This is a genomic window from Morganella sp. BCCO 40_0007, assembly GCF_032989665.1.
Classification (GTDB): domain Bacteria; phylum Pseudomonadota; class Gammaproteobacteria; order Enterobacterales; family Enterobacteriaceae; genus Morganella; species Morganella sibonii.
Map to the genome: position 1 here is coordinate 1 of NZ_JAVBIN010000012.1, position 24,246 is coordinate 24,246.

At 49.4% G+C, this 24,246-nt stretch carries 23 protein-coding genes and 1 riboswitch; of the genes, 11 read left to right on the forward strand and 12 right to left on the reverse strand.

Features of this window, described 5'->3' with window-relative positions; translation table 11 throughout:
* Positions 1-119: 119 nt before the first annotated feature.
* Positions 120-986 carry a glutamate racemase gene (gene murI, locus R5268_RS14840; protein ID WP_218454766.1) on the reverse strand — a complete coding sequence of 289 codons (867 nt, stop codon included), beginning with the start codon at positions 984-986 and terminating at the stop codon, positions 120-122.
* Positions 931-2,820 (reverse strand): TonB-dependent vitamin B12 receptor BtuB, encoded by a 1,890-nt coding sequence (gene btuB, locus R5268_RS14845; protein WP_107680717.1) that lies wholly within the window; start codon positions 2,818-2,820, stop codon positions 931-933. Before btuB ends, murI begins: the two co-directional genes overlap by 56 nt.
* Before the next feature lie 63 nt (positions 2,821-2,883).
* Positions 2,884-3,069, reverse strand: a riboswitch (cobalamin riboswitch).
* Between the two features lie 107 nt (positions 3,070-3,176).
* Between btuB and trmA the strand changes: the two genes are divergently transcribed.
* The 6 genes from trmA (at position 3,177) to R5268_RS14875 (ending at position 7,837) form a co-directional block, all read left to right on the forward strand.
* The gene (gene trmA / locus R5268_RS14850; RefSeq protein WP_317419604.1) at positions 3,177-4,277 is read left to right on the forward strand and encodes a tRNA (uridine(54)-C5)-methyltransferase TrmA; all 1,101 of its coding nucleotides are present in this window, start codon (positions 3,177-3,179) and stop codon (positions 4,275-4,277) included.
* A 434-nt stretch (positions 4,278-4,711) separates the two neighbouring features.
* Positions 4,712-5,401: a DUF4198 domain-containing protein gene (locus R5268_RS14855; protein WP_218454768.1), complete on the forward strand. Its 690-nt coding sequence runs from the start codon at positions 4,712-4,714 to the stop codon at positions 5,399-5,401.
* Between the two features lie 9 nt (positions 5,402-5,410).
* Positions 5,411-5,923, forward strand: a complete 513-nt coding sequence (locus R5268_RS14860; RefSeq protein WP_046892932.1) for a nickel ECF transporter — start codon at positions 5,411-5,413, stop codon at positions 5,921-5,923.
* A gap of 13 nt (positions 5,924-5,936) precedes the next feature.
* Positions 5,937-6,569: a cobalt transporter CbiM gene (gene cbiM, locus R5268_RS14865; RefSeq protein WP_046892931.1), complete on the forward strand. Its 633-nt coding sequence runs from the start codon at positions 5,937-5,939 to the stop codon at positions 6,567-6,569.
* Positions 6,562-7,278: an energy-coupling factor transporter transmembrane component T family protein gene (locus R5268_RS14870; protein WP_166708825.1), complete on the forward strand. Its 717-nt coding sequence runs from the start codon at positions 6,562-6,564 to the stop codon at positions 7,276-7,278. The genes cbiM and R5268_RS14870 overlap by 8 nt, the downstream gene beginning before the upstream one ends.
* A complete protein-coding gene (locus tag R5268_RS14875; protein WP_317419605.1) occupies positions 7,193-7,837 on the forward strand; it encodes an ABC transporter ATP-binding protein in 645 nt (214 codons plus the stop codon). The genes R5268_RS14870 and R5268_RS14875 overlap by 86 nt, the downstream gene beginning before the upstream one ends.
* 64 nt (positions 7,838-7,901) lie before the next feature.
* Here R5268_RS14875 and R5268_RS14880 read toward each other — a convergent pair whose 3' ends face one another.
* Together R5268_RS14880 and fabR are read right to left on the reverse strand one after the other, a co-directional pair.
* Positions 7,902-8,276, reverse strand: coding sequence for a YijD family membrane protein (locus tag R5268_RS14880; protein WP_107680723.1), 375 nt, complete (start codon positions 8,274-8,276; stop codon positions 7,902-7,904).
* Positions 8,277-8,299: 23 nt separating this feature from the next.
* Positions 8,300-8,956, reverse strand: a complete 657-nt coding sequence (gene fabR, locus R5268_RS14885) for an HTH-type transcriptional repressor FabR (RefSeq protein WP_046892927.1) — start codon at positions 8,954-8,956, stop codon at positions 8,300-8,302.
* A gap of 204 nt (positions 8,957-9,160) precedes the next feature.
* Between fabR and sthA the strand changes: the two genes are divergently transcribed.
* Positions 9,161-10,561, forward strand: a complete 1,401-nt coding sequence (gene sthA / locus R5268_RS14890) for a Si-specific NAD(P)(+) transhydrogenase (protein ID WP_317419606.1) — start codon at positions 9,161-9,163, stop codon at positions 10,559-10,561.
* On the opposite strand, the gene oxyR is transcribed toward sthA, so the two are convergent.
* The 3 genes from oxyR to R5268_RS14905 form a co-directional block, all read right to left on the reverse strand.
* On the reverse strand, positions 10,558-11,469 hold the full coding sequence (gene oxyR / locus R5268_RS14895; RefSeq protein ID WP_283624133.1) for a DNA-binding transcriptional regulator OxyR: 912 nt from the start codon (positions 11,467-11,469) through the stop codon (positions 10,558-10,560). The two genes, sthA and oxyR, sit on opposite strands and share 4 nt — an antisense overlap.
* Before the next feature lie 115 nt (positions 11,470-11,584).
* Entirely contained in the window at positions 11,585-12,787 is a 1,203-nt protein-coding gene (locus R5268_RS14900; protein WP_317419607.1) for an MFS transporter, read from the reverse strand.
* A 238-nt stretch (positions 12,788-13,025) separates the two neighbouring features.
* Positions 13,026-13,802, reverse strand: a complete 777-nt coding sequence (locus R5268_RS14905) for a hypothetical protein (protein WP_317419608.1) — start codon at positions 13,800-13,802, stop codon at positions 13,026-13,028.
* Between the two features lie 198 nt (positions 13,803-14,000).
* On the opposite strand from R5268_RS14905, the gene R5268_RS14910 reads away from it, so the two are divergent.
* Positions 14,001-14,222, forward strand: coding sequence for a transcriptional regulator (locus tag R5268_RS14910; protein ID WP_107680726.1), 222 nt, complete (start codon positions 14,001-14,003; stop codon positions 14,220-14,222).
* A gap of 62 nt (positions 14,223-14,284) precedes the next feature.
* Here R5268_RS14910 and argH read toward each other — a convergent pair whose 3' ends face one another.
* The 4 genes from argH to argC form a co-directional block, all read right to left on the reverse strand.
* Entirely contained in the window at positions 14,285-15,664 is a 1,380-nt protein-coding gene (gene argH / locus R5268_RS14915; protein ID WP_317419609.1) for an argininosuccinate lyase, read from the reverse strand.
* Positions 15,665-15,745: 81 nt separating this feature from the next.
* The gene (locus tag R5268_RS14920; RefSeq protein ID WP_046892921.1) at positions 15,746-16,969 is read right to left on the reverse strand and encodes an argininosuccinate synthase; all 1,224 of its coding nucleotides are present in this window, start codon (positions 16,967-16,969) and stop codon (positions 15,746-15,748) included.
* Positions 16,970-17,038: 69 nt separating this feature from the next.
* Positions 17,039-17,812 carry an acetylglutamate kinase gene (gene argB / locus R5268_RS14925; protein ID WP_317419610.1) on the reverse strand — a complete coding sequence of 258 codons (774 nt, stop codon included), beginning with the start codon at positions 17,810-17,812 and terminating at the stop codon, positions 17,039-17,041.
* Positions 17,813-17,854: 42 nt separating this feature from the next.
* Positions 17,855-18,865 carry an N-acetyl-gamma-glutamyl-phosphate reductase gene (argC, locus tag R5268_RS14930; RefSeq protein WP_317419611.1) on the reverse strand — a complete coding sequence of 337 codons (1,011 nt, stop codon included), beginning with the start codon at positions 18,863-18,865 and terminating at the stop codon, positions 17,855-17,857.
* 97 nt (positions 18,866-18,962) lie between these two features.
* Here argC and argE point away from each other — a divergent pair, with 97 nt between their 5' ends.
* The 3 genes from argE to R5268_RS14945 all read left to right on the forward strand — a co-directional run bounded on the left by argE (position 18,963) and on the right by R5268_RS14945 (position 23,429).
* Complete coding sequence (gene argE, locus R5268_RS14935) at positions 18,963-20,123, forward strand: acetylornithine deacetylase (protein WP_317419612.1); 1,161 nt, start codon at positions 18,963-18,965, stop codon at positions 20,121-20,123.
* A gap of 273 nt (positions 20,124-20,396) precedes the next feature.
* Positions 20,397-21,296, forward strand: a complete 900-nt coding sequence (gene metF / locus R5268_RS14940; RefSeq protein ID WP_046892917.1) for a methylenetetrahydrofolate reductase — start codon at positions 20,397-20,399, stop codon at positions 21,294-21,296.
* 279 nt (positions 21,297-21,575) lie between these two features.
* Positions 21,576-23,429 (forward strand): autotransporter outer membrane beta-barrel domain-containing protein, encoded by a 1,854-nt coding sequence (locus R5268_RS14945; protein ID WP_317419613.1) that lies wholly within the window; start codon positions 21,576-21,578, stop codon positions 23,427-23,429.
* Positions 23,430-23,486: 57 nt separating this feature from the next.
* Here the strand turns inward: R5268_RS14945 and R5268_RS14950 are convergent, their stop codons facing one another.
* The gene (locus tag R5268_RS14950) at positions 23,487-24,155 is read right to left on the reverse strand and encodes a hypothetical protein (protein WP_317419614.1); all 669 of its coding nucleotides are present in this window, start codon (positions 24,153-24,155) and stop codon (positions 23,487-23,489) included.
* Positions 24,156-24,246: the final 91 nt, after the last annotated feature.

Here is a 24,246-nt window from a genome sequence, read left to right on the forward strand (position 1 = left end):
GTTATCTCAGCGGACTCAGCGTCCTGTGCCGTGACAACGGATGCGAATTATAGGGAGTTTTCATCTGACCGCAAGGGGTAATTTATAAAAATGTGCTGACTGCTGATTATTACAGCAAATCACCCTGTAATTGTCAGTTTTTTCAGCGATTCCAGTCCCAATTGCTGCAAAACAGGCTGTAATTTCTGTGTGGTTTCATCATCCCGCAGACAATACGCCACATTTTCTTCATCCGTTAAGTGATGAGGCTTTTCACTATTATTGATTAACCACTGCACGCGGCGGGCAATCGCCGCACCGGAATCCACCAGCCGGGTGCCGTCCGGTAATGCGGATTTCAGCTCTTCGGCGATCAGCGGGAAGTGTGTACATCCTAATACCACCGTATCCGGTGGTTCTTTCATATTCCGCCACGGCGCAAGAATAGTTTCCAGAGCACCTGCCGGAATTGCCTCACCGTACAGCTTGCGTTCCGCGAGTTCGACCAGCTCCGCGGATCCTAATAGTGATACCCGGCACTCAGAGGCAAACCGGTCAATCAGTTCCCGGGTGTAAGCCCGTTTTACCGTCGCCCGTGTTGCCAGCAGCCCGACCAGGCCGTTACGTGTCAGTTTTGCCGCAGGTTTGATCGCCGGAACCACACCGACCACCGGAATATCGGACATTGCACGCAGCGCAGGCAGTGTAATAGTGCTGGCGGTATTGCAGGCGATGACAATCACTGCCAGCGGATGCTGCTGAGCAATCTGGCGGACAATCTTAGTCACACGATCGACAATAAAGGCTTCGGTTTTTTCACCATAAGGAAATGCTTCATTATCGAATGCATAGATATAGCGGAGATCAGGAAGTAACTTTCTTACTTCCTGATAAACAGATAAACCGCCCATGCCGGAATCAAACAGCAGCACTGTCGGGCGGGCTTTCGGATCAGAAGTTGTAGCTTCCTGTGAGGAAGTATTCACGGCCAGCGGTTCGATAGCCATACACAGTCTCGTAGTCTTTATCAAACAGGTTAGCTACTTTACCACGAATTGTCAGATGGTCAGTGACCGGATATGCCGCAGTCACATCAAAAAGACTAACCCCGCCCATAGAGACAGGTTTATAACCGTTAATTGCAGGATCAAAAGTACCGTAATCTTTATCAGTACGCTGGCCAATGTAATTATAGGTCAGGCCGAGATCCCATTCCTCAATATTCCAGTCCAGCTGATATTTGAGTTGTTGTCTTGCCCGGCGTTCCAGCCTCTCATGGGTTTTTCCGTTTCTTGCATCAATATACTGATAAGAAAACGTATGATGGAAAATCCAGGTATCCATTTCCCCGGTAAACTCCACACCCTCTATTCTTGCTTCTCCGACATTATAGTTTTGATACGGATAACTTGATTCGCTTTGAATCAATTCCTCTATGTCATTGCGGTATGCCGTCAGCCTCCATTCCAGCGGACCAGTAATTCCTTCAAATCCGCCTTCCCATTGCTTACTTGTCTCCGGTTTCAGATTAGGGTTACTTCCCCATGCACTATAGAGCTGATTTAATGTCGGTGCTTTAAATGCAGTTCCGTACCCGCCGATTACACGATACCCATCAGCAAACGCCCAGCCAACGTTTGTCTGCCATGTTGTATGCCAGCCATAATCTGAATGGTGATCAGATCTGATTGATGCTTCCGCAATAACAGGCCCCAGCCCTTGCTGTCCTGTTAAATACACACCGGTATTATCGAAATAATTTTTATCCGCTGTTGTAAAGTCACTGGAACCATCCATCATTTTTTGGCGCGACCAGTCGACACCGCCACTGACTGAACCATTTCCGACCTGAACATGATTTCCCCACTGCACATTCTGCTGCTCAGTATCTGTAAGCCGGTGCTCTTTACCATATTGACCATAGCGCGGATCATAATTGTAATCTTTGGTACGGTTATAGCTGTAATTCAGAAATGAAGAATAAATCCCGCGGTTATATGAGATCCCCCCATCGTACGTTCTGCTATACAACTGACGGGTATCAGCTAATACATCGTTATAACTATCATAAAACGCATCATAAGCCGTCCGGTTATCAAACCCGTATGCTCTGGCATATACATCAAAATTATCATTTATCTGATGTTTTACCCCCAGCCAGAGAGACTTATTCATAAATCCGTCACGATCCGGCTGGCGAACACCACCGGTATTGCCGTTAGCTTCAACATCAAAACCTTTCGTATAAAGATAACTTCCTGCGGCAGTGATTGTTGTTCTGTCGCCGATTTTTTGCTGTGTTGAAGCGTCGTATTCCTGATAACCATGAGATCCCATGGTTGCATTCAGTGTGGTTCCTTCTGTTTTACGCTCCGTAAGAATATTAATGACGCCACCAACAGCATCGGAACCATATACCGCAGAGCGGGGACCGCGGATATATTCAATGCTCTGAACCATCGATAACGGAATTTGACTGATATCTGAACTGCCGGATACATTTGCCTGATTCAAACGGACACCATCAACTAAAATCATCACATGACGCGCATCTGTTCCTCTGACAAAAACTGAACTGGTCTGCCCGATACCTCCGCTCTGAGCAACATCTACCCCCGGCAGTCTCCGCAACACATCCGCTACAGAATTCGACTGCCACTTATCTATCTCTTCACGGGTCACAACGGTTACCGGAGCCAGCACGGACGAAACCGGCTGCTGAAAACGGTTAGCGGAAACAATTATCTGATCATCATTAGTATTAGCAGAAGCGCTAAAAGACAATGCGGAAAACACGGCCAGTCCGACAGCGGACAGCGCATAAGGCGAGGTCATTTTCATTTTTCCTGAGCACCCACATATATATAAAGAGGATGCCACCCGTCTGCTTTGTAGCGTCAGCAGGACGGACGACAAATCTTCGGCAGGTCTTCGGACTCAGGAGGGTATTTCTCAATTCCCCGCAACGACTTCCCGTCATTTATAACAGTGTCATCGTGTTGCTTTACCATTACCGCTGCGCGCCAGTTCCGGAATTTCACCGGATTCCCTTTTCATTCTTATGAAGAAACCGAATTATCATGCTACGATCCGGCCTTAAAATCTGTCCAGAATAAGATGTCTGAATTGTCGGGCGGAACACTTTAATCACTAAGACACGAACATTTTTTGTGATCAGCAAAACGGATCAACGCGCCATGCATAACACGTTACCCATTGAAAATTATGAAGAACAACTTGCAGAGAAGGCAAGAAGTCTGCAACAAATGATGCAACCTTTTCAGGCGCCGGATGCTCACGTATTTGCGTCACCGGTTTCACACTACCGGATGCGGGCCGAATTCCGTATCTGGCATGAAGGGGATGACCTCTGGCATATCATGTTTGATCAGCAGACCAAACAGCGTATCCGGATAGACACCTTCCCTGCCGCGAGTCAGCTGATTAATGACATGATGCAGGCCATTTTGCCGTTACTGAAACAAACTCATCTGCTGCACCACAAACTTTTTCAGATTGATTATCTGTCGACACGAAGCAATAAAATTATTGTCTCCCTGCTCTATCATAAAAAACTCGATGATAACTGGACAGAAGCCGCCAAGGCATTGCGGGCACAATTGCAGTCACAGGGCTTTGATTTACAGCTGATTGGCCGCGCATCAAAAACAAAAATCATGCTGGATAATGATTATGTTGATGAAGTTCTGCCGGTCGCAGGTAAAGAGATGATTTACCGTCAGGTGGAAAACAGCTTCACGCAGCCGAATGCGGCGGTCAATATTCATATGCTGGAGTGGGCACTTTCGGCAACAGAAGGATCACAGGGCGATTTACTGGAGCTGTATTGTGGTAACGGTAATTTTTCACTGGCGCTGGCGCGTAATTTCCGCCGCGTGCTGGCAACGGAAATTGCCAAACCGTCCGTCGCTGCCGCACAATATAATATCGATGCTAACCATATTGATAATGTGCAGATTATCCGTATGTCCGCAGAAGATTTCACACAGGCGATGCAGGGAGTACGTGAGTTTAACCGTCTTGCCGGAATTGATCTGTCTTCTTATGAATGCAATACCATTTTTGTCGATCCGCCGCGCAGCGGGCTGGATGCCGAAACCGTTAAACTGGTTCAGGGCTACGAGAGGATTCTGTATATTTCCTGTAATCCGGAAACATTATGTGAAAATCTGGAAACACTGAACCAGACACATGATGTCGTACGGCTGGCGCTGTTTGATCAGTTTCCGTACACCCCGCACATGGAAAGCGGTGTTTTGTTGATCCGGCGCAGATAAGTTGTTACGCGTTTCCCCGGAAAGTTCTTGATCAATGATCAGGAACTTTTTTACTTTATGAGTTTAACGCACTAATTCCTTTATGATCATCTGCTGTTTTCACGGTTTTCTTTCTCCGTCAGAATGATCTGCTGAGCCCGGCCCCTGATGACGAAAAATACGTCATAAAGTGATATTTAAATTCTGTAAATATTCATTCAACTAATATTCATTACACTCATAACATTTTAAAGACAAAAAATAACCCTCATGCAATAAATTAACAACCTGCCCTGTCCTATTAAAAAATACGTTTGCGGTAAATAAATATTTAACAATTTACTGTGAGCCGCTCCTGATATTAATTATTCTTCTGAATTTAAGGTCTTATTTTTATTTTCACTGCTCTATACTCGGCCGTAAATAATCCCGTAACTTAATCGAAAGGTATTTTTATGTCTCTGAAGAAAATGACGTTAATTTCAGCCGCTCTGTTATTTGGCAGTTTTCAGGCAAGTGCACATAATATCTGGATAGAACAAACTGACGGCTCTGATTATGTTGTCCGCTTTGGTCACAACCCGACAGAAACCTATCCTGAAAATAAATTAAAACCGGTTCAGGCTGTTATGCAGGATGGTAAAGTTGAAACAGTCAGTACGACTTATAAAGATGGTGAAGCTTACTTCGTCATGCCTGAGAATGCGGCGATTATCTTATTAGGCTACGACAACGGCGTCTGGAGTAAATTAAAGAACGGCCGTACCGTCGAAAAAAATAAAATTGAAGTACCGGACGCGGAATTCAGCAAAAATCCGATTAAATTCAGTAAAAACATCGTGAAGTGGGATGATAATGCCACTAAAGTCTTTAACACCCCTTATGAACTGGTACCGATGACCAAACCTGTCGTCGGTCAGGAGTTTGAAATCAAAGCTCTGAAAGATGGTCAGCCGCTGGAAGGCATGAAGATTGCCAAAAGTGAAGAAGATCCGGGTGTGTTAACCAACAAAGACGGCCTGGCAAAATTCAAAGCTGAAAAAGGCGCCAATAAAGTTTACGCCGAATACAAACTGGATACTCCGGATAATAAAGAGTACGGATTCCAGCAGCTGGAATATGTTTTATCTTTTGACGCTGAGTAATTAAACGTTATGAAATCTGTTTATTTATTTGCCATTTTACTGATTAACGGGGTGCTGTTGGCAACAACAGCACAAGCTCATTCCATGCATGTGGTTGCACAGCTGGAAGGTAATGTTATCAGCGGACAGTCTTATTATTCTGATATGTCTCCGGCAAAAGATACCTATGTCGGTACTTATCTGAAAGGCCATGAAGATGATGAAATATCCGGTAAGACCGATGAGAAAGGCTATTTCAAAATCGAAGTACCGGCAACCGGTGATTATATTCTCTATGTTGAAGGTGATGAAGGGCACAAAGTGGAAACGGAAGTCCCGGTTATTTCCGCAACAGCCGGCACCGGCAGCAGTGATTCTTCTTCCGGCTATATTCAGATCCGCCAGGATATTGATCAGCTGAAGAATAAAATTTATCTGCAGAATATTCTCGGTGGTGTGGGTTATATCGTGGGTATTTTCGGTGTGATCGCGTTCTTCCGTGCCCGTGAATTAACTAAGCAGGCCGCTAAAAACGCCGCATAACAGGAGGAAGACCATGCATTTATCTGAAGGCGTATTACATCTTCCTGTACTGGCCGGGGCCGGTGTGGTCGCGGCCGCCGGGGTTGCCATCGGCATCCGTCAGCTGGATACTTCGCGTCTGTCACTGGCAGCCCTGTTCGGGGCTGCGTTTTTTGTCGCCGGAACGATTCATGTGCCGATCGGGGTCAGCAGTGTGCATCTGATCTTAAACGGGCTTGCGGGATTATTCCTCGGCTGGGCGGTTTTTCCGGCATTCCTGATTGCCCTCGCGCTGCAGGTACTGTTTTTCTCCTTCGGCGGATTCGCGGTTCTCGGGGTTAACCTGTGTAATATTTCCATTCCGGCGCTGCTGGTCTATTACCTGTTCCGTAATTCCCTGCGTCCGGGGCTGAGTCAGGGGCGTCTGGTGTATCTCGGTGTGATGGCCGGGGTTATCGGCACCCTGGGTACGGTGTGTCTGACCTCGCTGGCACTGGTGCTGGACAGCGGTAAATCTTATATCGATCTGGTCTGGCTGCTGTTTATCGGGCACCTGCCGATTTTTGTCACCGACTCCCTGATCAGTGTGGGGATCCTGCTGGCACTGGCAAAAATGCGTCCGGCCGCCCTGATGGTGAATCAGCACGGGCAACATACCTATGGATAACTGGCTGCCTCCTCACCGGCGCCTGCTTCTTGCGGTTCTCTGGGCTTTTCTGCTCAGCGGTATCCGGCAGACCGACTGGCTTATTGCCGGTCTGTCGGGTGCTTTTCTGCTGTTTATTATCTGCCGCCGCCGTCAGTTGGGCCGTTCACTGCTGACGGTGCTGAAACTGAATATTTTTATTCTGTTTGTCTGGTTGACACTGCCGTGGAAAATTGAGAGTCAGGGCATTGTGCAATCCCCGGCAGGCGTGTTTCTCGCCCTGCAAATCACGCTGAAAATGAATGCGATTCTGCTGTTTGTTTCTGCAATGCTGACAAATATGACAGATATCGATCTGGCGTGTGCCGTGAAACGTTATCCTCTGCCCGACAAACTGATTAAACTGTTTATTCTGACAATCCGCTATATCGCGATTTTCAGCGAGACCAAACAACAGCTTGAAACTGCCATGAAAGCACGGGGATTCCGCAAAGGGATGAATAAACGGACATTTACCATGTTGTCCCAATTGGTCGCCCTGCTGCTGATCAAAGCGATGCACAAAGCGGAAACCACTGAAATGGCGCTGAAAGCCCGGGGTTTTTACGCACGCCCGTCTTCTGTTAATACAAAAAGGTCTGTTAATGACGTCCCAAAATCCCCTGATTCAGGTCAGCAATCTGGTTGTCAGCCGCAACAATGTACCCATAATTCAGGATCTGAGCTTTGAACTGAACGCCGGAGAACGACTTTTTCTGTGCGGTGATATCGGCAGCGGGAAATCCACTCTGCTGCACACTCTGTTAGGTTTTATCCCGTTTACCGGGAATATTTCGGTTTTCGGCAAGTCCCGTCACTCTGAGGACGATTTCACAGAGGTGCGCGGCCCGCTGGGATTGCTGTTTCAGCATCCTGATGATCAGTTGTTCGGTCCGGGTGTGCTGGATGATGTGATGTTTGGCCCGCTGAATATGGGGATGACACAGGATGCAGCACGGGAACGCGCCCTGCAGTGCCTGGAAATGCTGGATATCGTCCGGCTGAAAGATCGCGCTGTGACTGAAATTTCCGGCGGTGAAAAAAACTTTACCGCACTGGCTGGTGTACTGGCAATGTCACCGTCAGTTCTCCTGCTGGATGAACCGACCAACGGTCTGAATGAGAAAAATATTCAGCGGCTGGAAGATATTCTCACACAGCTGAATCTGCCGATGATTGTTGCCTCTCATAATCAGCAGTTCACGCAGCGGATGGCGCACCGCGTAATCCCGTTTCCCTGCCGTGCCTGACACGGATACAAAAAAACCGGTCACTTCAAAAGTGACCGGTTTTTTCATATTCTTTCTGCGGAAATTACTCCGTTACTTCATCCTGCCCGGTGGCACGGCGCTGTTTCATCGCCCGGTAGAGCCACAATGCGATAATCACAATAAAGACGGCAGAAAAGTAGTTTGATCCGGCTTCCGGATATTCCGCGCGCATCAGGGCGTTATAGGCGAACAGACCCAGGAAGAACGTGCCGGTCACCAGCTTGGGCATACCTTCCGGCAACATCTGGTTAAGATAACGCTGATGGAAACAATAAACCGCAAGACACAATGCCAGAACCGGAAAAACCGAAAAATGGACTGCGGAATTAAAAAGTGCTGAAAAAGTACCGTGTACTGAAAGCCCGACAATAAAAGCGAGCAGTAAGGTTCCTTTGTCACGGCGATACTGTTCCGTCATAACGTTCTCCTTGGTGATGAGTGCTAAATTAAAGGGGTATAATCGGGGTCATGCATTTTCTCTTGTTCGCGGCGATACCAGTAATACGCGCCTCTGGCGATCATCCGCAGCTGTAATACCAGCCGCTCTTCCAGGTACGCCCGCTTTTCCAAATCAATATCCAGAGCTTCCGCACCGGCGCTGAATACGATGGTTACCATCGATTCTGCCTGCAATTCAGTAAACTGACGCGGCATTTTACTTTCCAGTTCCAGATAGTCTGCCAGCTCTGCAATAAAATGCTGGATTTCCCGTGCGACTGCCGCGCGGAATTCTGAGGATGTCCCGGAGCGCTCACGCAATAATAACCTGAAAGCGTTGGGGTTATTACCGATAAACTCCATAAATGTCGCAACTGATGTCCGGATCACACTCCCGCCTTTGGCGATACGCTGCCGTGCCTGACGCATCAGCTGGCGCAGCATCAATCCGCTCTCGTCCACCATGGTCAGCCCCAGTTCATCCACATCTTTGAAATGACGGTAAAAAGACGTCGGAGCGATTCCGGCCTCGCGGGCGACCTCACGCAGGCTCAGACTGGTGAAGCTGCGCTCGGCGCTCAGCTGACTGAAAGCCGCTTCAATCAGGGCCCGGCGGGTTTTTTCTTTTTGTTTTGCTCTTACACCAATCACGTTACTCACGGAATTCAGACTCTCAATTTATTCAGACGGATCAATATAACAAACTTAATACTTTTTTCAGTGATGATTAGCTTATGGCCGGTGAAATTCCTGAAAAAAAGATTTTCCGAACTGTGACCTGTAAACCTTACTAATCATAGGCTGATTTTGCATCTGATGTTAAGATGATGTTGTTAATTTATGTATAAACAGGTTATTTCTCATATGCAACAGAACCAGTTTGACGCCATTGTCATCGGCTCCGGCCCGGGTGGCGAAGGTGTGGCAATGGGACTTGTGAAGCAGGGAAAACGGGTTGCCGTGATTGAGCGTTATAACGACGTCGGCGGCGGCTGTACCCACTGGGGAACGATTCCTTCCAAAGCGCTGCGCCACGCCGTCAGCCGTATTATCGAATTTAACCAGAATCCGCTGTACAGTGATAACTCCCGGATTCTGAAATCGTCATTTTCAGAGATCCTGGCACACGCCGGGCGGGTCATTACCCAGCAGACCGGCATGCGGCGCGGCTTTTACGAGCGTAACGGCTGCACGATGTTCTGCGGCGAAGCAAAATTCACCGAAGAAGGTGATGTCTGTGTGCGCTACAGCGACGGCAGCTGCGATATTCTCCGTGCGAATAATGTGGTTATCGCCACCGGTTCGCGGCCGTACTGCCCGCCGGATGTCGATTTCAGCCACTCCCGCATCTATAACAGCGATACCATTCTGTCACTGACGCACGAACCCCGCCATGTCATCATTTATGGTGCCGGGGTTATCGGCTGTGAATATGCCTCGATTTTCCGCGGTCTGAGCGTCAAGGTGGATTTAATTAACACCCGCGACCGGTTACTGGCATTTCTCGACCAGGAGATGTCGGACGCACTCACCTATCACTTCTGGAACAACGGCGTGGTTATCCGTCAGAATGAAGAGTATGAGCGGATTGAGGGTACCGGTGATGGCGTGATTATTCACTTCCGCTCCGGCAAAAAAGTAAAAGCAGACTGTCTGCTCTTTGCCAACGGCCGCACCGGTAACACCGATAATCTCGGCCTTGAGCATGTCGGGATCACCGCTGACAGCCGCGGTCTTATCAGTGTTAACGATACCTACCAGACCAGCAATCCGGCGATTTATGCGGTCGGGGATGTTATCGGCTATCCGAGCCTCGCCTCGGCGGCCTATGACCAGGGGCGGATTGCCGCCCGGGCAATCACCCATGACGGCGATGCCCCGCTGCATCTGATTGAGGATATCCCGACCGGAATTTACACCATTCCGGAGATAAGCTCAGTCGGCAAGACAGAGCAGCAGCTGACCGCGATGAAGGTTCCGTATGAAGTGGGCCGGGCACAATTCAAACATCTGGCGCGGGCGCAAATCGCCGGGCTGGATGCCGGCAGTCTGAAAATTCTGTTCCACCGTGAAACACGGCAGATTCTGGGGATCCACTGCTTCGGCGAGCGTGCGGCTGAGATTATCCATATCGGCCAGGCGATTATGGAACAGAAAGGTGAAGGTAATACCATCGATTATTTCGTCAATACCACCTTCAACTACCCGACCATGGCAGAAGCCTACCGGGTTGCCGCACTGAACGGGCTCAACCGCTTATTTTAAACAGTGGGTTCCTGCTGGTAATACGCACTCATTTTTGCACGGATAGCCTCTGCCAGCTGACTGTAACGGCTGCGCAGAGGTGATCCCGGGCGATAAACCAGAATTACTTCACGAAACGGCTCCGGATTGGTGCAGGAGAGATAGCACACACCATCGCGTTTGTGCTCCGGCGGAATGGCCAGATCCGGCAGTAACGTGATACCGCTGCCCGCGGCCACCATATTACGCAGCGTTTCCATACTGGTCGCACGGAAGTGAGTATCTTCCCGCGCGCCCGCCTGGAAACAGAATCCCATCGCCTGGTCACGCAGACAGTGCCCGTCTTCCAGCATCAGCAGTTTTTCACCGGCCAGCTCGTGCATTTCCACTTCCTGACGTGATGCCCACGGATGCTCATCATAAATCGCCAGTTTCATCGGCTCATTAAACAGCGGCTCTTCAATAAAGCTGCCGGTTTCTTTTACCCGCGCCAGAATCGCGCAGTCGAGCTTACCGCTGTCCAGTTGCGCCAGCAGCTGATGTGTCTGAGCTTCATGCAGATACATCTCGAGTTTCGGCCATAACCTGTGCAGTTCCGGAATGATATGCGGCAGCAGATACGGGGCGATGGTCGGGATCAACCCGATATGCAGCGGTCCCGCCATGCTTTCCCCCTGAAGAGAAGCCATTTCCTCGAGGATTTTCACTTCACGCAGGATGGTCCGGGCCTGATCCACCAGCAGCATTCCCTGCTGGGTAAACAGGACCTTACGGCTGGTCCGCTCCAGCAGCATCACTCCCAGCTCATCCTCAAGCTTGCGGATCTGCCCGCTCAGTGTCGGCTGGCTGACATGACAGGCATCCGCCGCACGGCGAAAGTGATTATGCTCAGAAAGTGCCACCAGATATTCCAAATCCCGGATATTCATGCCTGTGTCTCCGTCTGCGATTAATAGATAAAATCAATTGATAACTATCATAACGCAACTGCATTGTTAGTCGAGCTTAAATCGCAGGCCGGAAACAGACAGAAAACCGATAGCGTTACCGGTAAGCACAGGCTTTTACATCACCTTTCCGCATTAACCGGTAAGAAAGCATGACGGTCAGGCCGGAGGCCGCGATATACCCCCCGGCATATGTCAGGTTATATGACACCAGCCAGCCGATAATTAATGGGGTAAATCCGCCGATCAGAGTGGATGCAAGGTTATATCCCAGGCTTAAGGTGGTAGTGTGACCACGGGAAATGCCGGCAATCACCGATGCCAGTGTGCAGGAAATACAGGACGCATTAATGGTCAGAACTAACTGAGCGATAATCACCAGACCGGTTTGTTCACTGCTGAGTAAGAAATAAAGCGGGACAGAAAAAATGACCAGTGCCGCTGATGCGCTTTTAAACACTTTTTCTGCCGAGCTGTATTTATCCGCCAGCCACCCGCAGGTCAGAATACAGCACAGATATAAACAGGATGAAAAAATTGCATAACTGCTTTTCAGGGATTCAGCTCCGATATGATCCCGTACAAGTGAAGAAGACATATTATAAGAATAGAATACCGCAGATCCCGGCACGGTCATCAGGAAAATCAGTAATGCCCGCAGGCCGTCAACACGCTTTGTGATAACAGATTGCACCGGCAGTGCAGGTAATCGGGTGCGGAACCAGAAACTCATAATAATATTAAGCACCCCGACCAGCAGCGGGATCCGCCAGCCGACAGTTTGCATCATCTCCGGTGTGAGCATATTTTCCAGTACCAGCACCAGTCCGAGAGACACAATAACGCCGGTAACAGAACTGCCGACAATCAGAGCGGAAATTCTGGCATATTCATTTCTCTTTGCATCACTGAATAAATATGTCATCAGCGACGGGTTTTCCCCGGCAAAGCTGAAAGACAACACCATTTGCAACAACAGAATAGCAACCGGTGTATAAGAGCCCAGTAAATGAACTGGTAATAATGCCATACATAATGTCGCAACGCCGGTAATCTGGCTGGTTAAAACCAATGCCGCCTTTTTCCCCTCCCTGTCCGCATAACGTCCGATAATATAGCCGCCGACCGGACGTGCCAGAAAACGCAGCGCAAATATTCCCCAGACCATTTCAGTTGCTGATTCATAACCCAGCCTTTCAAGCTCAGCGCTGAGATATACGGAGATTGCCGCAAAAACTGCGATATCGTAATACTCCAGTGCATTCCCTGCCACGGCACCCAGCCGGTATCTCCATTTCATTCTCAATTCCCTTTGATCCTGATAAAGACGGGCTGCCCGGCAGCCCGTCAGGCCGTTGACAAACCCGCAGGGGTTGGCGACGACCGACAGTGGTTGTAAAAATAAACCAGGAAAATCAATTTATTGATTTTCGGCTGATAACACAAAGCAGGAAAAACCACGTTTTATCCTGCTTTGTCTGCAATCTCACGGGCTGCCCGGCAGCCCGTTCTGTTCTTGTGTTATTTGTACAGATGGCTTACGGCAGGCTTACCAGCGTATCCAGACACGCCAGTGTGATCCCGTTTTCTTTCAGTGCATTAAATACCCCGCCTGACGATGCATGCGGGCAGCCAAGTTTTTCTTTTATGCGCTGAATACGTTTATGCTCCGATGCTTCTGAACATCCCTGCACTGCACTGATTTCTTTTACTTTACGATGAGATAATAATAACCGGATAGTCAGAACTTCTTTACGGGTAAAACGGATATTACCGAAGCGCATATATTGGTGGATATCTAAAATATCAGTGGAATCATTATTTACTAATTCACTTTCATTAACTGATTTATTTACCTCTGCCCGTAATGGCAAAACTAAATCTTCTTTTTTTTGCCAAAGTCGATCTGCATAATCAGAAATAGTTGGTTTCCATTTATAAATAGCCATCATGTCTGCGACAGATAATTTCTTTCCTGAGTTAATAGACACAATCTCGAATAAATCACCATGTTTTGTACAGAAATCCACTTTAAAAGTACTGTTTTTCCCTTTCTGTAAAACAGTTCTGTACTCATCACTGTAGTTACTCCAATACTGAATGCCTGCACTCAGGCGTTCTCCGATACGTAAATCCATATCATCCCCCCAGAATGTCAGCAGCCAGTCATAGTCACTGGATAACACATTGACCGATTTATCCGAAAGATTAACTCTGGAATAATTAATCCCCATATCATTCCAATCAAAATACTGAGAAAAGTCATTTGTCAGACGATTACATAATTCTTCCATTGCGATACTTTGAATATTCATATTATTCCCTGTGCAAGTAAGTATTGGTTAAATCACTTTAATGTTTAGCATAGTGAAATGAAATTTCAACCCCTCAATTTACACGTATTTTAAAATTTATAATTTAATCTACCCTTTAATTTCAGCATTAATATCACTAATTAGCATGATATTAAATGCTCACTAAATTTAGTCAGATTAATTAATAAAGGTATAAATATGAATAAAGCACAAGACTGGCATCCGGCGGATATTATTGCCGCTATCAAAAAAAGAGGAACGTCATTGTCAGCACTATCTCGTAATGCCGGATTGCGGCCGGCAACACTGAATAATGCCCTTGCCCGGCGCTGGCCGAAAGGAGAGAAGATTATTGCGGATTTCCTGAATGTATCACCGGCCGACATCTGGCCTTCGCGTTATATGCAAAAAATATACTGATGACAATACATAAAACCCCGGATCACGGGGAACAGAACGTGATCCGGGGACAATGCATTATGTTACGCCAGTTTCAGCCGGATTTTCGCTTCGCTGATAGCCGCGGCCACCTGCTCCGGTGAGACACCGCCTTTCGCGCAGCGTTTTTCCAGACAGGACTGAAGTGACAGGATGTCATACACATCCAGTGCAATCACCGGGCTGAATTCCTGTAATTCTGTCAGCGGCATTTCTTCCAGTGCCACGCCTTTTGCTATCGCACCGACCACCACTTCACCGACAATATGATGCGCCTCGCGGAACGGAACGCCTTTTGCCACCAGGTAATCCGCCAGTTCTGTCGCGTTGGCATAGCCCTGTTTGGCCGCTTCCTCACAGCGCGGACGTTTTACCTGAATGCCTTCCAGCACCAGCGCTGCCATATGCAGGCAGTCCAGCCAGGTATCGAGAGCATCAAACAGCCCTTCTTTGTCTTCCTGCATATCTTTGTTATAAGCGAGCGGCAGGCCTTTGAGTGTCATCATCATGCCGGTCAGTGCGCCCTGTACCCGTCCGCATTTACCGCGGATAAGCTCAAGGGCATCCGGGTTCTTTTTCTGCGGCATCAGGGAGGAGCCGGAAGTGACGCGGTCAGATAATTCAATAAACGCTGCTTCACCGCTGTTGAAGAAAATCATGTCTTCAGCAAAACGGGAGAGATGCACCATGCTGATCGCCGCATCGCTGAGCAGTTCCAGCACATGGTCACGGTCAGATACACTGTCGAGGCTGTTACGGGTCGCGCCCGCGAATCCCAGCCAGCCGGCCAGTTGTTCCCGGTCGATGGCATACGCGGTTCCGGCCAGTGCGCCCGAGCCGAGCGGGCTGTAATCAAAACGCGCCAGGGCATCGCTGACACGGCTTTCATCCCGCGCCAGCATTTCACTGTATGCCAGACACCAGTGGGCAAAGGTCACCGGCTGTGCCCGCTGTAAGTGGGTGTAGCCCGGCATCACCGCATCCTGATTCTGTTCTGCCGTCAGCACCAGTGCCTGCTGTAATTCCTGCAATGCCGCGAGGATCTGGCTGACCGCCTCTTTGCACCACAGTTTTAAATCTGTGGCCACCTGGTCGTTACGGCTGCGCCCGGTGTGGAGTTTTTTCCCCAGATCGCCGACTTTAGCGATAAGTTTACCTTCCACCCAGCTGTGAATATCTTCCGCATCACTGCGCAGAATAGCACGCGGGTCGGTCTGTACTTCCGCCAGCAGCTCATTCAGTGCCTGCTCCAGCGCTGCCTGCTCCTGCGCGGTCAGCACATTGACAGTCACCAGTACTTTCGACCAAGCCACAGAGCCGGTAATATCCTGCTCCGCCAGACGATAATCGAATTTCAGCGAGTCGTTGAATTGTTTGAACCGTTGATCTGCTTCCTGACTGAAGCGTCCGCCCCACAGTGCCATACTTTTTCCCTTTCTTTCTGTTTTTAATGATAAATCAGTCTGATACACGTCCCTGTGCATAATCTCCCTGTCTCCCGCCGGTTATTTCTGTGCTTTCAGCGCACGGATCCGCGAGGAGAGTGAATACAGACGGATAAAGCCGCCCGCATGGCTGTGGTCATAGACATCATCTTCGCCGAATGTGGCGAATTCTTCAGAGTAAAGGCTGTTGGCAGATTGTTTCTGAATCGCCGTAACCTGCCCTTTATACAGTTTCAGCACGACTTCGCCGCTGACCTCTTCCGCCAGGGAATCTGCTGCTGCCTGAATAGATTTACGCAGCGGGGCAAACCAGCGGCCGTCATACACCACATAAGACATTTCGAGTCCGATCTGCTGACGCCATTTGAAGCTGTCGCGATCGAGAATGATCTCTTCCAGTCCGCGCAGAGCCGCCATCATGATGGTGCCCCCCGGGGTTTCATAACAACCGCGGGATTTCATCCCCACCAGCCGGTTTTCCACGATATCGATCCGGCCGATACCGTGTTTCGCACCCAGTTCATTCAGGGCATTCAGGCAGTTATACGGGGACAGTGCTTTGCCGTTCACCCCGGTGACTTCACCGGCCTTAATGGTGACAGTGACCAGTTCCGGCTGATCCGGGGCTTCCTGCGGATCTGCGGTCCACACCCAGCAATCCGCATTCGACTGATTCCACGGACTTTCCAGCACGCCACCCTCGGTGGAGATATGCCATGCGTTCTCATCACGGCTGTAGATTTTTTCCAGAGATGCGGTGGTCGGGATATTACGGACTTTCAGGTAATCCAGCAGCGCCTCACGGGAACGCAGATCCCACTCACGCCACGGCGCAATCACTTTCAGCTGCGGCGCCAGAGCGGTATAGGTTCCCTCAAAGCGCACCTGGTCATTTCCTTTGCCGGTCGCGCCGTGTGCCAGGGCATCCGCACCGACTTTCAGTGCCAGCTCAACCTGGGCTTTGGCGATAATCGGCCGCGCCATGGAGGTGCCCAGCAGATATTTACCCTCATACAGAGCGCCGCTTTTCAGTACCGGATAGACAAAATCTTTGATAAATTCTTCGCGCAGATCGACGACATAGCAGGAAGATGCCCCGGAGTTCAGTGCTTTCTGCTCGACACCGTCGAGGTCTTCCGCGCTCTGACCGATATTGGCAACAAATGCCACCACTTCACAGTTATCATAATGCTCTTTCAGCCACGGAATAATGGCCGATGTATCCAGACCGCCGGAGTAAGCCAGTACGATTTTTTTAATACCTGTCTTTTTTGCCTCTGTCATAACCCTGTCCTTTCAGTAAATGTTATCCGCCGCTGCGGAGTGATTCTGCCAATGTGCTGATAATCCGGATTACGCGGAAATCCGCGTGCCGATGGCTTCGCCATCAAATAATAAATGCAGCTGATCCGCGTGACGCCAGGAGGCGATATCCACCGGACGCCCCAGTGTGGCCGCCGCTTCCAGCGCCGCATTCACTTTCACAATCATGCCGTCGGTGATAATGCCGTCGTCGATCAGTTTCTGTGCATGTACGCCATCGAGTGCCTTAATTTTTTGCCCTTTGCCGTCCAGGATACCGCTGACATCCGACAGCAGTACCAGATCCGCGCCCAGCGTTTCCGCAATGGCGGTGGCCGCCTGGTCAGCATTCACGTTCATCAGCAGCCCGTCTTCCGTGATACCGATGGAACTGACGACCGGCAGAAAACCGTTGTTCAGTAACAGATTCAGCAGAACCGGATTGCCTGGTGCGGCTTTGCCGACATGGCCCAGTTCGTCGTTTAATGGTGTGACTTTCACACTCTGACCATCCCCGAGACACAAACCGGTGCCGTTGAGCTGATAACGGGTCGCCCACGCCAGCAGTGTTTTGTTGGCACTGCCCGCCAGCGCCCCGGTGATAATGTCGATCTGATCCGCCGGGGTGACCCGCAGTCCCTGTTTTTTCACTACCGGTAACTGTAATTTCGCCATCAGTTCATCCACCACGCAGCCGCCGCCGTGAACGATGACAATGCGGCGGTTATTCGACGCCCGGTATGCGGCCAGGGCAGTAAACAGACGCCTCAGCGCTTCTTCGCTGTCCAGTAACACACCGCCTAATTTGATGACTAATGGTTCCATTTCCGTTTTCCGTCAGATAAAAGAGTAAGTCGTGCTGTCTGCTTACTGTGGCAGCAGGGACAGCGTTTCATTAAAGCCAAAACGAATATTCATGCACTGAACCGCCTGAGCCGCTGCGCCTTTGAGCAGGTTATCCTCTGCACCAACGACAATCAGATGCTCTCCCTGCACGGCAAAGCCCAGGTCGCAGAACGGCTGGCCGGTGACTGCATTCAGTGCCGGTACGCCGTGGTCATACACCCGCACCAGTGGTTTATCGTCGTAGGCTCTGTGATAAACCGCACTGACCTGTTCTGCGGTCACACCGCTTTTCAGTTTGCAGGTGATAGTTGCCAGAATTCCGCGCTTAAAATTGCCGAGATGCGGGGTAAAGATCACCGGCGTGCCGAGGTGCGCAGAAATTTCCGGCTGGTGCCGGTGAGTAAACAGCCCGTAGGGTTGCAGACTCACCTCACAAAAACTGTTATTCAGTGCGGCTTTACGCCCGGCGCCGCTCACACCGCTGGTGGCATTGATTACCGGCCATTGGGTCAGATCCAGTAAGTCATTATCCAGCAGCGGTTTCAGAGCCAGCTGGGAGACCGTCGGATAACAGCCCGGTACAGCAATCAGCTGCGCGGTGCGGATTTTGTCATGCTGCCATTCCGCCAGCCCGTACACCGCCTGTGCCAATAAGGCGGTATGTTTGTGTTCAAATCCGTAGTATTGTGGGTAAAAATTATCCTGCTGAACGCGGTAAGCGCCTGAAAGATCAAATACCGCGCAACCCGCCGCAAGGAAAACCGGCACAAGGTCATGGCTGACTTCATGAGCAGTGGCCAGGAATACCACATCCGTGTTTTGTGCAACGGCAGCCGGGTCTGTCAGCGGCTCCAGCGGTAAATCCACCAGGCCTCTGAACTGCGGATGCAGATCCGAAAAACATTTTCCGGCATCCGCACTGCTGGCGGATACCATCAGGCCGGTCAGCTCCGTCTGCGGGTGGCGCTGGATATAAGCTGCGAGTTCCGCTCCGGTATATCCGCTGGCACCGATAATCAGCGTTTTCAACATAAGTTATCTTCACCTTGTACCTGAAACACAAACAATGTATTTTTATTCACATAAACTGCATGAATATTGATACTATTATGACTAAAGGCTGTCAACAGTGAATATTAAATTACCTGCATTTATTGAGATTTATCGTCAGCTCATCGCGGCCCCCTCCATCAGTTCCACGGAAGCGGAATCGGATCAGAGTAATGAAACTGTAATCAATCTGCTGGCGACCTGGTTTGAAACGCTGGGCTTTGATGTTGAAGTGCAACCCGTTCCGGAAACACGCGGCAAATTCAATCTGCTTGCCAGTCTCGGTGACGGTGACGGCGGTCTGCTGCTGTGCGGCCACACTGACACCGTACCGTTTGATGAAGGGCGCTGGAGCAAAGATCCTTTCACACTGACCGAGCAGAACAACAAGCTGTACGGTCTGGGAACGGCGGATATGAAAGGTTTCTTCGCCTTTATCCTCGATGCGCTGCGTGATATCAGTGTGAAAGACTTACAGCACCCGCTCTATATCCTCGCTACGGCGGATGAAGAAACCACCATGGCCGGAGCGCGCTATTTTGCCGCCAATGCCGCTATCCGCCCGTCTTTTGCCATTATCGGTGAACCTACGTCGTTACAACCGGTGCGGGCGCACAAAGGCCATCTCTCCAATGCTATCCGTATCACCGGTCAGTCCGGTCACTCCAGTGATCCGGAGCGCGGCGTGAATGCGATTGAGCTGATGAATGAGTCGATCACTCACCTGATGTCACTGCGTAATGAGCTGAAAGAAAAATTCAATAATCCGGCGTTTGTCATTCCGTATCCGACCATGAATTTCGGTCACATTCACGGTGGTGATGCAGCAAACCGTATCTGCGGCTGCTGTGAATTACATATGGATATCCGCCCGCTGCCCGGAATGACCCTCAGTGATATCGATGACATGCTCAATGCGACGCTGGAACCGGTAAAACAACGCTGGCCGGGGCGTCTGGCTATTGAGGCTCTGCACGCGCCGATTCCGGGTTACGCCTGCCCGACCGACCACAAAATGGTCGGCGTGATTGAAAGTCTGCTCGGTGAAAAAGCACAGACCGTGAATTACTGTACGGAAGCGCCGTTTATTCAGGATCTGTGCCCGACGCTGGTACTCGGCCCCGGTTCAATTGAACAGGCGCATCAGCCGGATGAATTTCTCGAAACCCGCTTTATTGAGCCGACCCGCGAGCTGCTGACCCAGCTTGTCACCCATTTCTGCTGTAAAGACCCGGAATAACCTTCTCAGCGGACAGCCTGCCTGTCCGCTGCTTTTCCCTCATCATGACGAACTTTCATACAGTGTGTGAGAAAACCTCACCCGCACTGTGACAATTAGTGGTTGACGTTTAACCAACTCATCCCGTAATCTACATCCAGACGTCTAAACGTATAGACACTTAAATAATGACGTGCCGGGATATATACCCAACGTCATTCAGGATGCAGCAAACGAACCTGCAGTTTGAATGAATAAGGGTATTTGCGCCACGGACGACTGCGGGGGGCAGCGATGAGTTTTTTACATATAGACCAGCACGAAGCACTGAATCAGAACCTGGCAGAACTGGCCGGTCGGGTGGCCGTATCCTTTGAATTCTTTCCGCCGGGCACACCGGAAATGGAAAAGACCCTGTGGCAATCCATCGAACGCCTCAGTGTGCTGAAACCAAAATTTGTCTCCGTCACTTACGGGGCGAACTCCGGTGAACGGGATCGCACTCATTCAGTAATTAAAAATATCAAAGAGAAAACCGGGCTGATTGCGGTTCCGCATCTCACCTGTATTGATGCCACCCGTGATGAGCTGAAAACCATCGCCAAAGATTACTGGGATAACGGTATCCGTCATATTGTGGCGCTGCGCGGTGATCTGCCTGACAGCAGCAGTAAACCGGATATGTATGCCGCTGACCTGGTCGGTTTGTTAAAATCAGTCGCCGATTTTGATATTTCCGTCGCCGCTTATCCGGAAGTGCATCCGGAAGCCCGCAGTGCACAGGCGGATCTGATTAGTCTGAAAAAGAAAATTGATGCCGGTGCAGATCGCGCTATCACACAGTTTTTCTTTGATGTCAGCACCTATCTGCGCTTCCGTGACCGCTGCGCAGCGGCAGGGATTGATGTGGAGATTGTGCCGGGCATTCTGCCGGTCTCTAACTTTAAACAGTTGCAGCGCTTTGCCGGTATGACTAATGTCCGCATCCCGGGCTGGCTTGGTACCATGTTTGAGGGACTGGATGACGACCCGGAGTCCCGCAAACTGGTCGGGGCTTCCGTGGCGATGGAGATGGTGAAACTGCTCAGCCGTGAGGGGGTGAAAGACTTCCATTTTTATACCCTGAACCGCGCGGAACTGACTTACGCTATCTGCCATACCCTGGGTGTCCGCCCGGCGGCCTGTGTGGCATAGAAAAGATAACGATATCATTGAGTAATCAGTGGTATCGTTAAATTATTTTGTATTTTACGTTATTTTAAATCATCGCTAACCCAAATAAGCACAATATAACTCCGCTGCGCTATATCTCACTCTTTATCCGTCATTGTTATATTTCACTTATGTATCACTACCGCACTTCCTGCATAATACCCGGCAAACAGGCTGTAAAAACCATAAGAATGTTTATTCTTTTTCACTCTCTCTCAGTGTGATGCTTGTCGTCACGGATATCAGCAGGTCAGAAGTCACATGAAAAAATTAGTATTAGTTTGTTTAATTGAAGCAGCTATTGCAGGGTATTCTGCCGGGGCAATGGCGGATATTCAGGATGATGTGATTACCGAAAATAAATCCGGTGTTATTGTCCGGGATAATCAGCATCTGCATTTAAACCGCAACGTGACCGGAACAGATTTCATCATTGAAAACGGCGGACAGCTTTCACTAAATGCAACCAGTATACTGAACGGCGCAGTGATCAAATCCGGTGGTGAGGTCAGTTTCAGCGAAGATACCCGTTCAACGGGCACACTGGTGATTGAAAAAAGCGCGGAAGTTTTCGCGAACAATACCAATGAACAAGAAATTGATGTGACAACAAATAACCCTGCCGTACCGGGGAATGTGACATTTGAAACCGTTGATAATGCCGGATTACTGGAAATCGGCCCGGCCTGGACCGGCGGTGCGGAGGTTGAAGATTTTGCCCCGATGCCGGATAAATTAGGTGCGGATTTGGTCACCACCATTAATACCCTGAATATGAAGGGCGGCATGGTTGCCCTGGAAGCTTATTCTCCGGCGGCCCAGCAAAATCACCTGAAGATCGGTACATTAACCGGACAGGGTGATTTTTATATCTCCACACAGATGGCAGATGGCTGGGGCGATCATATTACTGTCAGCAATAAAGCTACCGGTAATTTCGGTATTGAATTTGCGGACTCCGGTAAAGAGCCGAAAAGCGCCACCCGCCACACGGTTGTGTCCGTTAACAGCGGTGATGCCACGTTCCGTCTGCTGAATAAAGACGAAACCGCTGAAATCGGTGCTTATCAGTATTCCCTGAAGAAAACCCAATCCGGCGAAAGCACAGAGTGGTACTTACAGGGCAAGCGCAAAGGCGATAAAGATACCGACAACGGTAATAACGGCAATAACGGTAATAACGGCGGCACCAAACCCGTCCTGAGTTACAGCGCCAAAAATGTGATGGCAATGGCAGCGGCACCGCGCCAGGTGTTACAGGCGGAATCCGTGTCCCTGCAACAGCGTCTGGGGAATTACTACAGTAACCCGCAGCACGGCTACGGATTATGGACCCGTTATCTGCATGATAACACCCGTCTGAATGATAAAAACGATACTGCGTTTAAAAATAAACTCGACGGTATGCAGATTGGTGTGGATAAACCACTCCGCCTGAATGATGCCACCGTACTGGTTGGTGTATTCACCGGCTTCAGCCGCAGTAAAGTCAGCACCTCTGATTACGGCAACGGTACGGTTGAAAGCTGGCACGGTGGTCTTTATGCCACATATCTGCACGACAGCGGTTTCTACGCAGATACTATGCTCAAAGGCAACCGTCTGGATAACAGCAATAACGGCCGGATGAAAAACAGTAGTGCCGCCCGTGGCGATTATCATCAGAATGCCTTTACTGCCACTATCGAAAGCGGATTTAACTATGAAATCCTGCCGGCTCTGACCGTACAGCCATACGGCAGACTGCAATATGCCCGGATCGGCAGCGCAGATTATGAACTGAGTAACGGTATGCGTGCTGATATTCACAGTGCGGACAGTTTTCAGGGTGAAGCCGGAACACTGATTTCCACCTCCTTTGATGTCAGCAGTGCGGTACTGAAACCATATGTCCGCCTGGCAGTGGTTCATGAGTTCACCAAAGAGAATGATGTAACCATCAATCGCGCCAATACCTTCAGTAATGATTTTTCCGGCAGCACCGGCAAATATGGTCTGGGACTGGATGCACAGATCACTCCGCAGGCCGCATTCTATGCTGAAATCAATTACCTGAACGGTAATAAGAGTGAAACACCGGTGAGTGCTGATCTTGGTTTCCGTGTGCGCTTCTGATAACACCACACTCAATAAAGCCCCTGTGATTTTACCGGGGCTTTACAACAATATCTGTCAGTAATTATTCAGTGAATGAAATGAAATATCTTTCATTAATTCCAGCTGAATAACATCTGTCCCTTCTAATACCGGCTCGTGCTCAGCCTCATTAATATCATTAGCTATTAATATGTCGGAAATCACGGTGTTTTTTATCTTATCCCCATAATCTTCAACTATCTCTGCAAATTCAGTTCCCCGGATAGATTTACTGTCTGAACCTTTTTCTGCCATCTCCATCACAGTCCGTATTTTTTCCAGCATTTCCGGTGAGACTTTCTGTTCATACAGCTCACTACTCAGCATGTCATACAGTTCCTGAGCGGAGTACTCCAATCCCTCCAGATCAGACCATCTGCTGATAGCGTAGCTGTAGGGCACACCTTGTTCACGTCTGTCAGAAATCTCAACAGTCGATGTCATATTAAGTTTTTTTACACAATCTCCTGTGAGACCTTCAGTATAATACTCCCGTTTCACCAATGTTTGCGCCAGTAATGCACCGCACACAGTCATGATATTATACTCTTTCTGTTCTCTGCACCCCGCGAAGATTGTCTCATCGCTGTTAGCAACCGCGATACACTTATCTGCCGTCATTTGAAAAGCACCACTGCCTTGCTCTGTAACCTGATTTACGGATTTTTCACCCATTCTTTGCTGTACTATTCCATTTAATTGCATGATTTCTTACCTATTTAATTAAAAAAAGAATAAATAATAAGGAATGAAATCGTTGCCGTATTTTAAGAAAGCGCCATTTTCTCAGGGTGAA

What these genes read in the sequence shown, in the direction of transcription:
- sthA (WP_317419606.1), top strand. Translation starts at nt 9,161, where the DNA reads ATGCAACAGAACCAGTTTGACGCCATTGTCATCGGCTCCGGCCCGGGT.
- R5268_RS14855 (WP_218454768.1), top strand. Translation starts at nt 4,712, where the DNA reads ATGTCTCTGAAGAAAATGACGTTAATTTCAGCCGCTCTGTTATTTGGC.
- R5268_RS14870 (WP_166708825.1), top strand. Translation starts at nt 6,562, where the DNA reads ATGGATAACTGGCTGCCTCCTCACCGGCGCCTGCTTCTTGCGGTTCTC.
- argC (WP_317419611.1), bottom strand. Translation starts at nt 18,865, where the DNA reads ATGTTGAAAACGCTGATTATCGGTGCCAGCGGATATACCGGAGCGGAA.
- murI (WP_218454766.1), bottom strand. Translation starts at nt 986, where the DNA reads ATGGCTATCGAACCGCTGGCCGTGAATACTTCCTCACAGGAAGCTACA.
- argB (WP_317419610.1), bottom strand. Translation starts at nt 17,812, where the DNA reads ATGGAACCATTAGTCATCAAATTAGGCGGTGTGTTACTGGACAGCGAA.
- trmA (WP_317419604.1), top strand. Translation starts at nt 3,177, where the DNA reads ATGCATAACACGTTACCCATTGAAAATTATGAAGAACAACTTGCAGAG.
- R5268_RS14880 (WP_107680723.1), bottom strand. Translation starts at nt 8,276, where the DNA reads ATGACGGAACAGTATCGCCGTGACAAAGGAACCTTACTGCTCGCTTTT.
- R5268_RS14905 (WP_317419608.1), bottom strand. Translation starts at nt 13,802, where the DNA reads ATGAATATTCAAAGTATCGCAATGGAAGAATTATGTAATCGTCTGACA.
- metF (WP_046892917.1), top strand. Translation starts at nt 20,397, where the DNA reads ATGAGTTTTTTACATATAGACCAGCACGAAGCACTGAATCAGAACCTG.
- btuB (WP_107680717.1), bottom strand. Translation starts at nt 2,820, where the DNA reads ATGAAAATGACCTCGCCTTATGCGCTGTCCGCTGTCGGACTGGCCGTG.
- R5268_RS14860 (WP_046892932.1), top strand. Translation starts at nt 5,411, where the DNA reads ATGAAATCTGTTTATTTATTTGCCATTTTACTGATTAACGGGGTGCTG.
- R5268_RS14945 (WP_317419613.1), top strand. Translation starts at nt 21,576, where the DNA reads ATGAAAAAATTAGTATTAGTTTGTTTAATTGAAGCAGCTATTGCAGGG.
- oxyR (WP_283624133.1), bottom strand. Translation starts at nt 11,469, where the DNA reads ATGAATATCCGGGATTTGGAATATCTGGTGGCACTTTCTGAGCATAAT.
- R5268_RS14875 (WP_317419605.1), top strand. Translation starts at nt 7,193, where the DNA reads ATGACGTCCCAAAATCCCCTGATTCAGGTCAGCAATCTGGTTGTCAGC.
- cbiM (WP_046892931.1), top strand. Translation starts at nt 5,937, where the DNA reads ATGCATTTATCTGAAGGCGTATTACATCTTCCTGTACTGGCCGGGGCC.
- R5268_RS14900 (WP_317419607.1), bottom strand. Translation starts at nt 12,787, where the DNA reads ATGAAATGGAGATACCGGCTGGGTGCCGTGGCAGGGAATGCACTGGAG.
- R5268_RS14910 (WP_107680726.1), top strand. Translation starts at nt 14,001, where the DNA reads ATGAATAAAGCACAAGACTGGCATCCGGCGGATATTATTGCCGCTATC.
- R5268_RS14950 (WP_317419614.1), bottom strand. Translation starts at nt 24,155, where the DNA reads ATGCAATTAAATGGAATAGTACAGCAAAGAATGGGTGAAAAATCCGTA.
- R5268_RS14920 (WP_046892921.1), bottom strand. Translation starts at nt 16,969, where the DNA reads ATGACAGAGGCAAAAAAGACAGGTATTAAAAAAATCGTACTGGCTTAC.
- argH (WP_317419609.1), bottom strand. Translation starts at nt 15,664, where the DNA reads ATGGCACTGTGGGGCGGACGCTTCAGTCAGGAAGCAGATCAACGGTTC.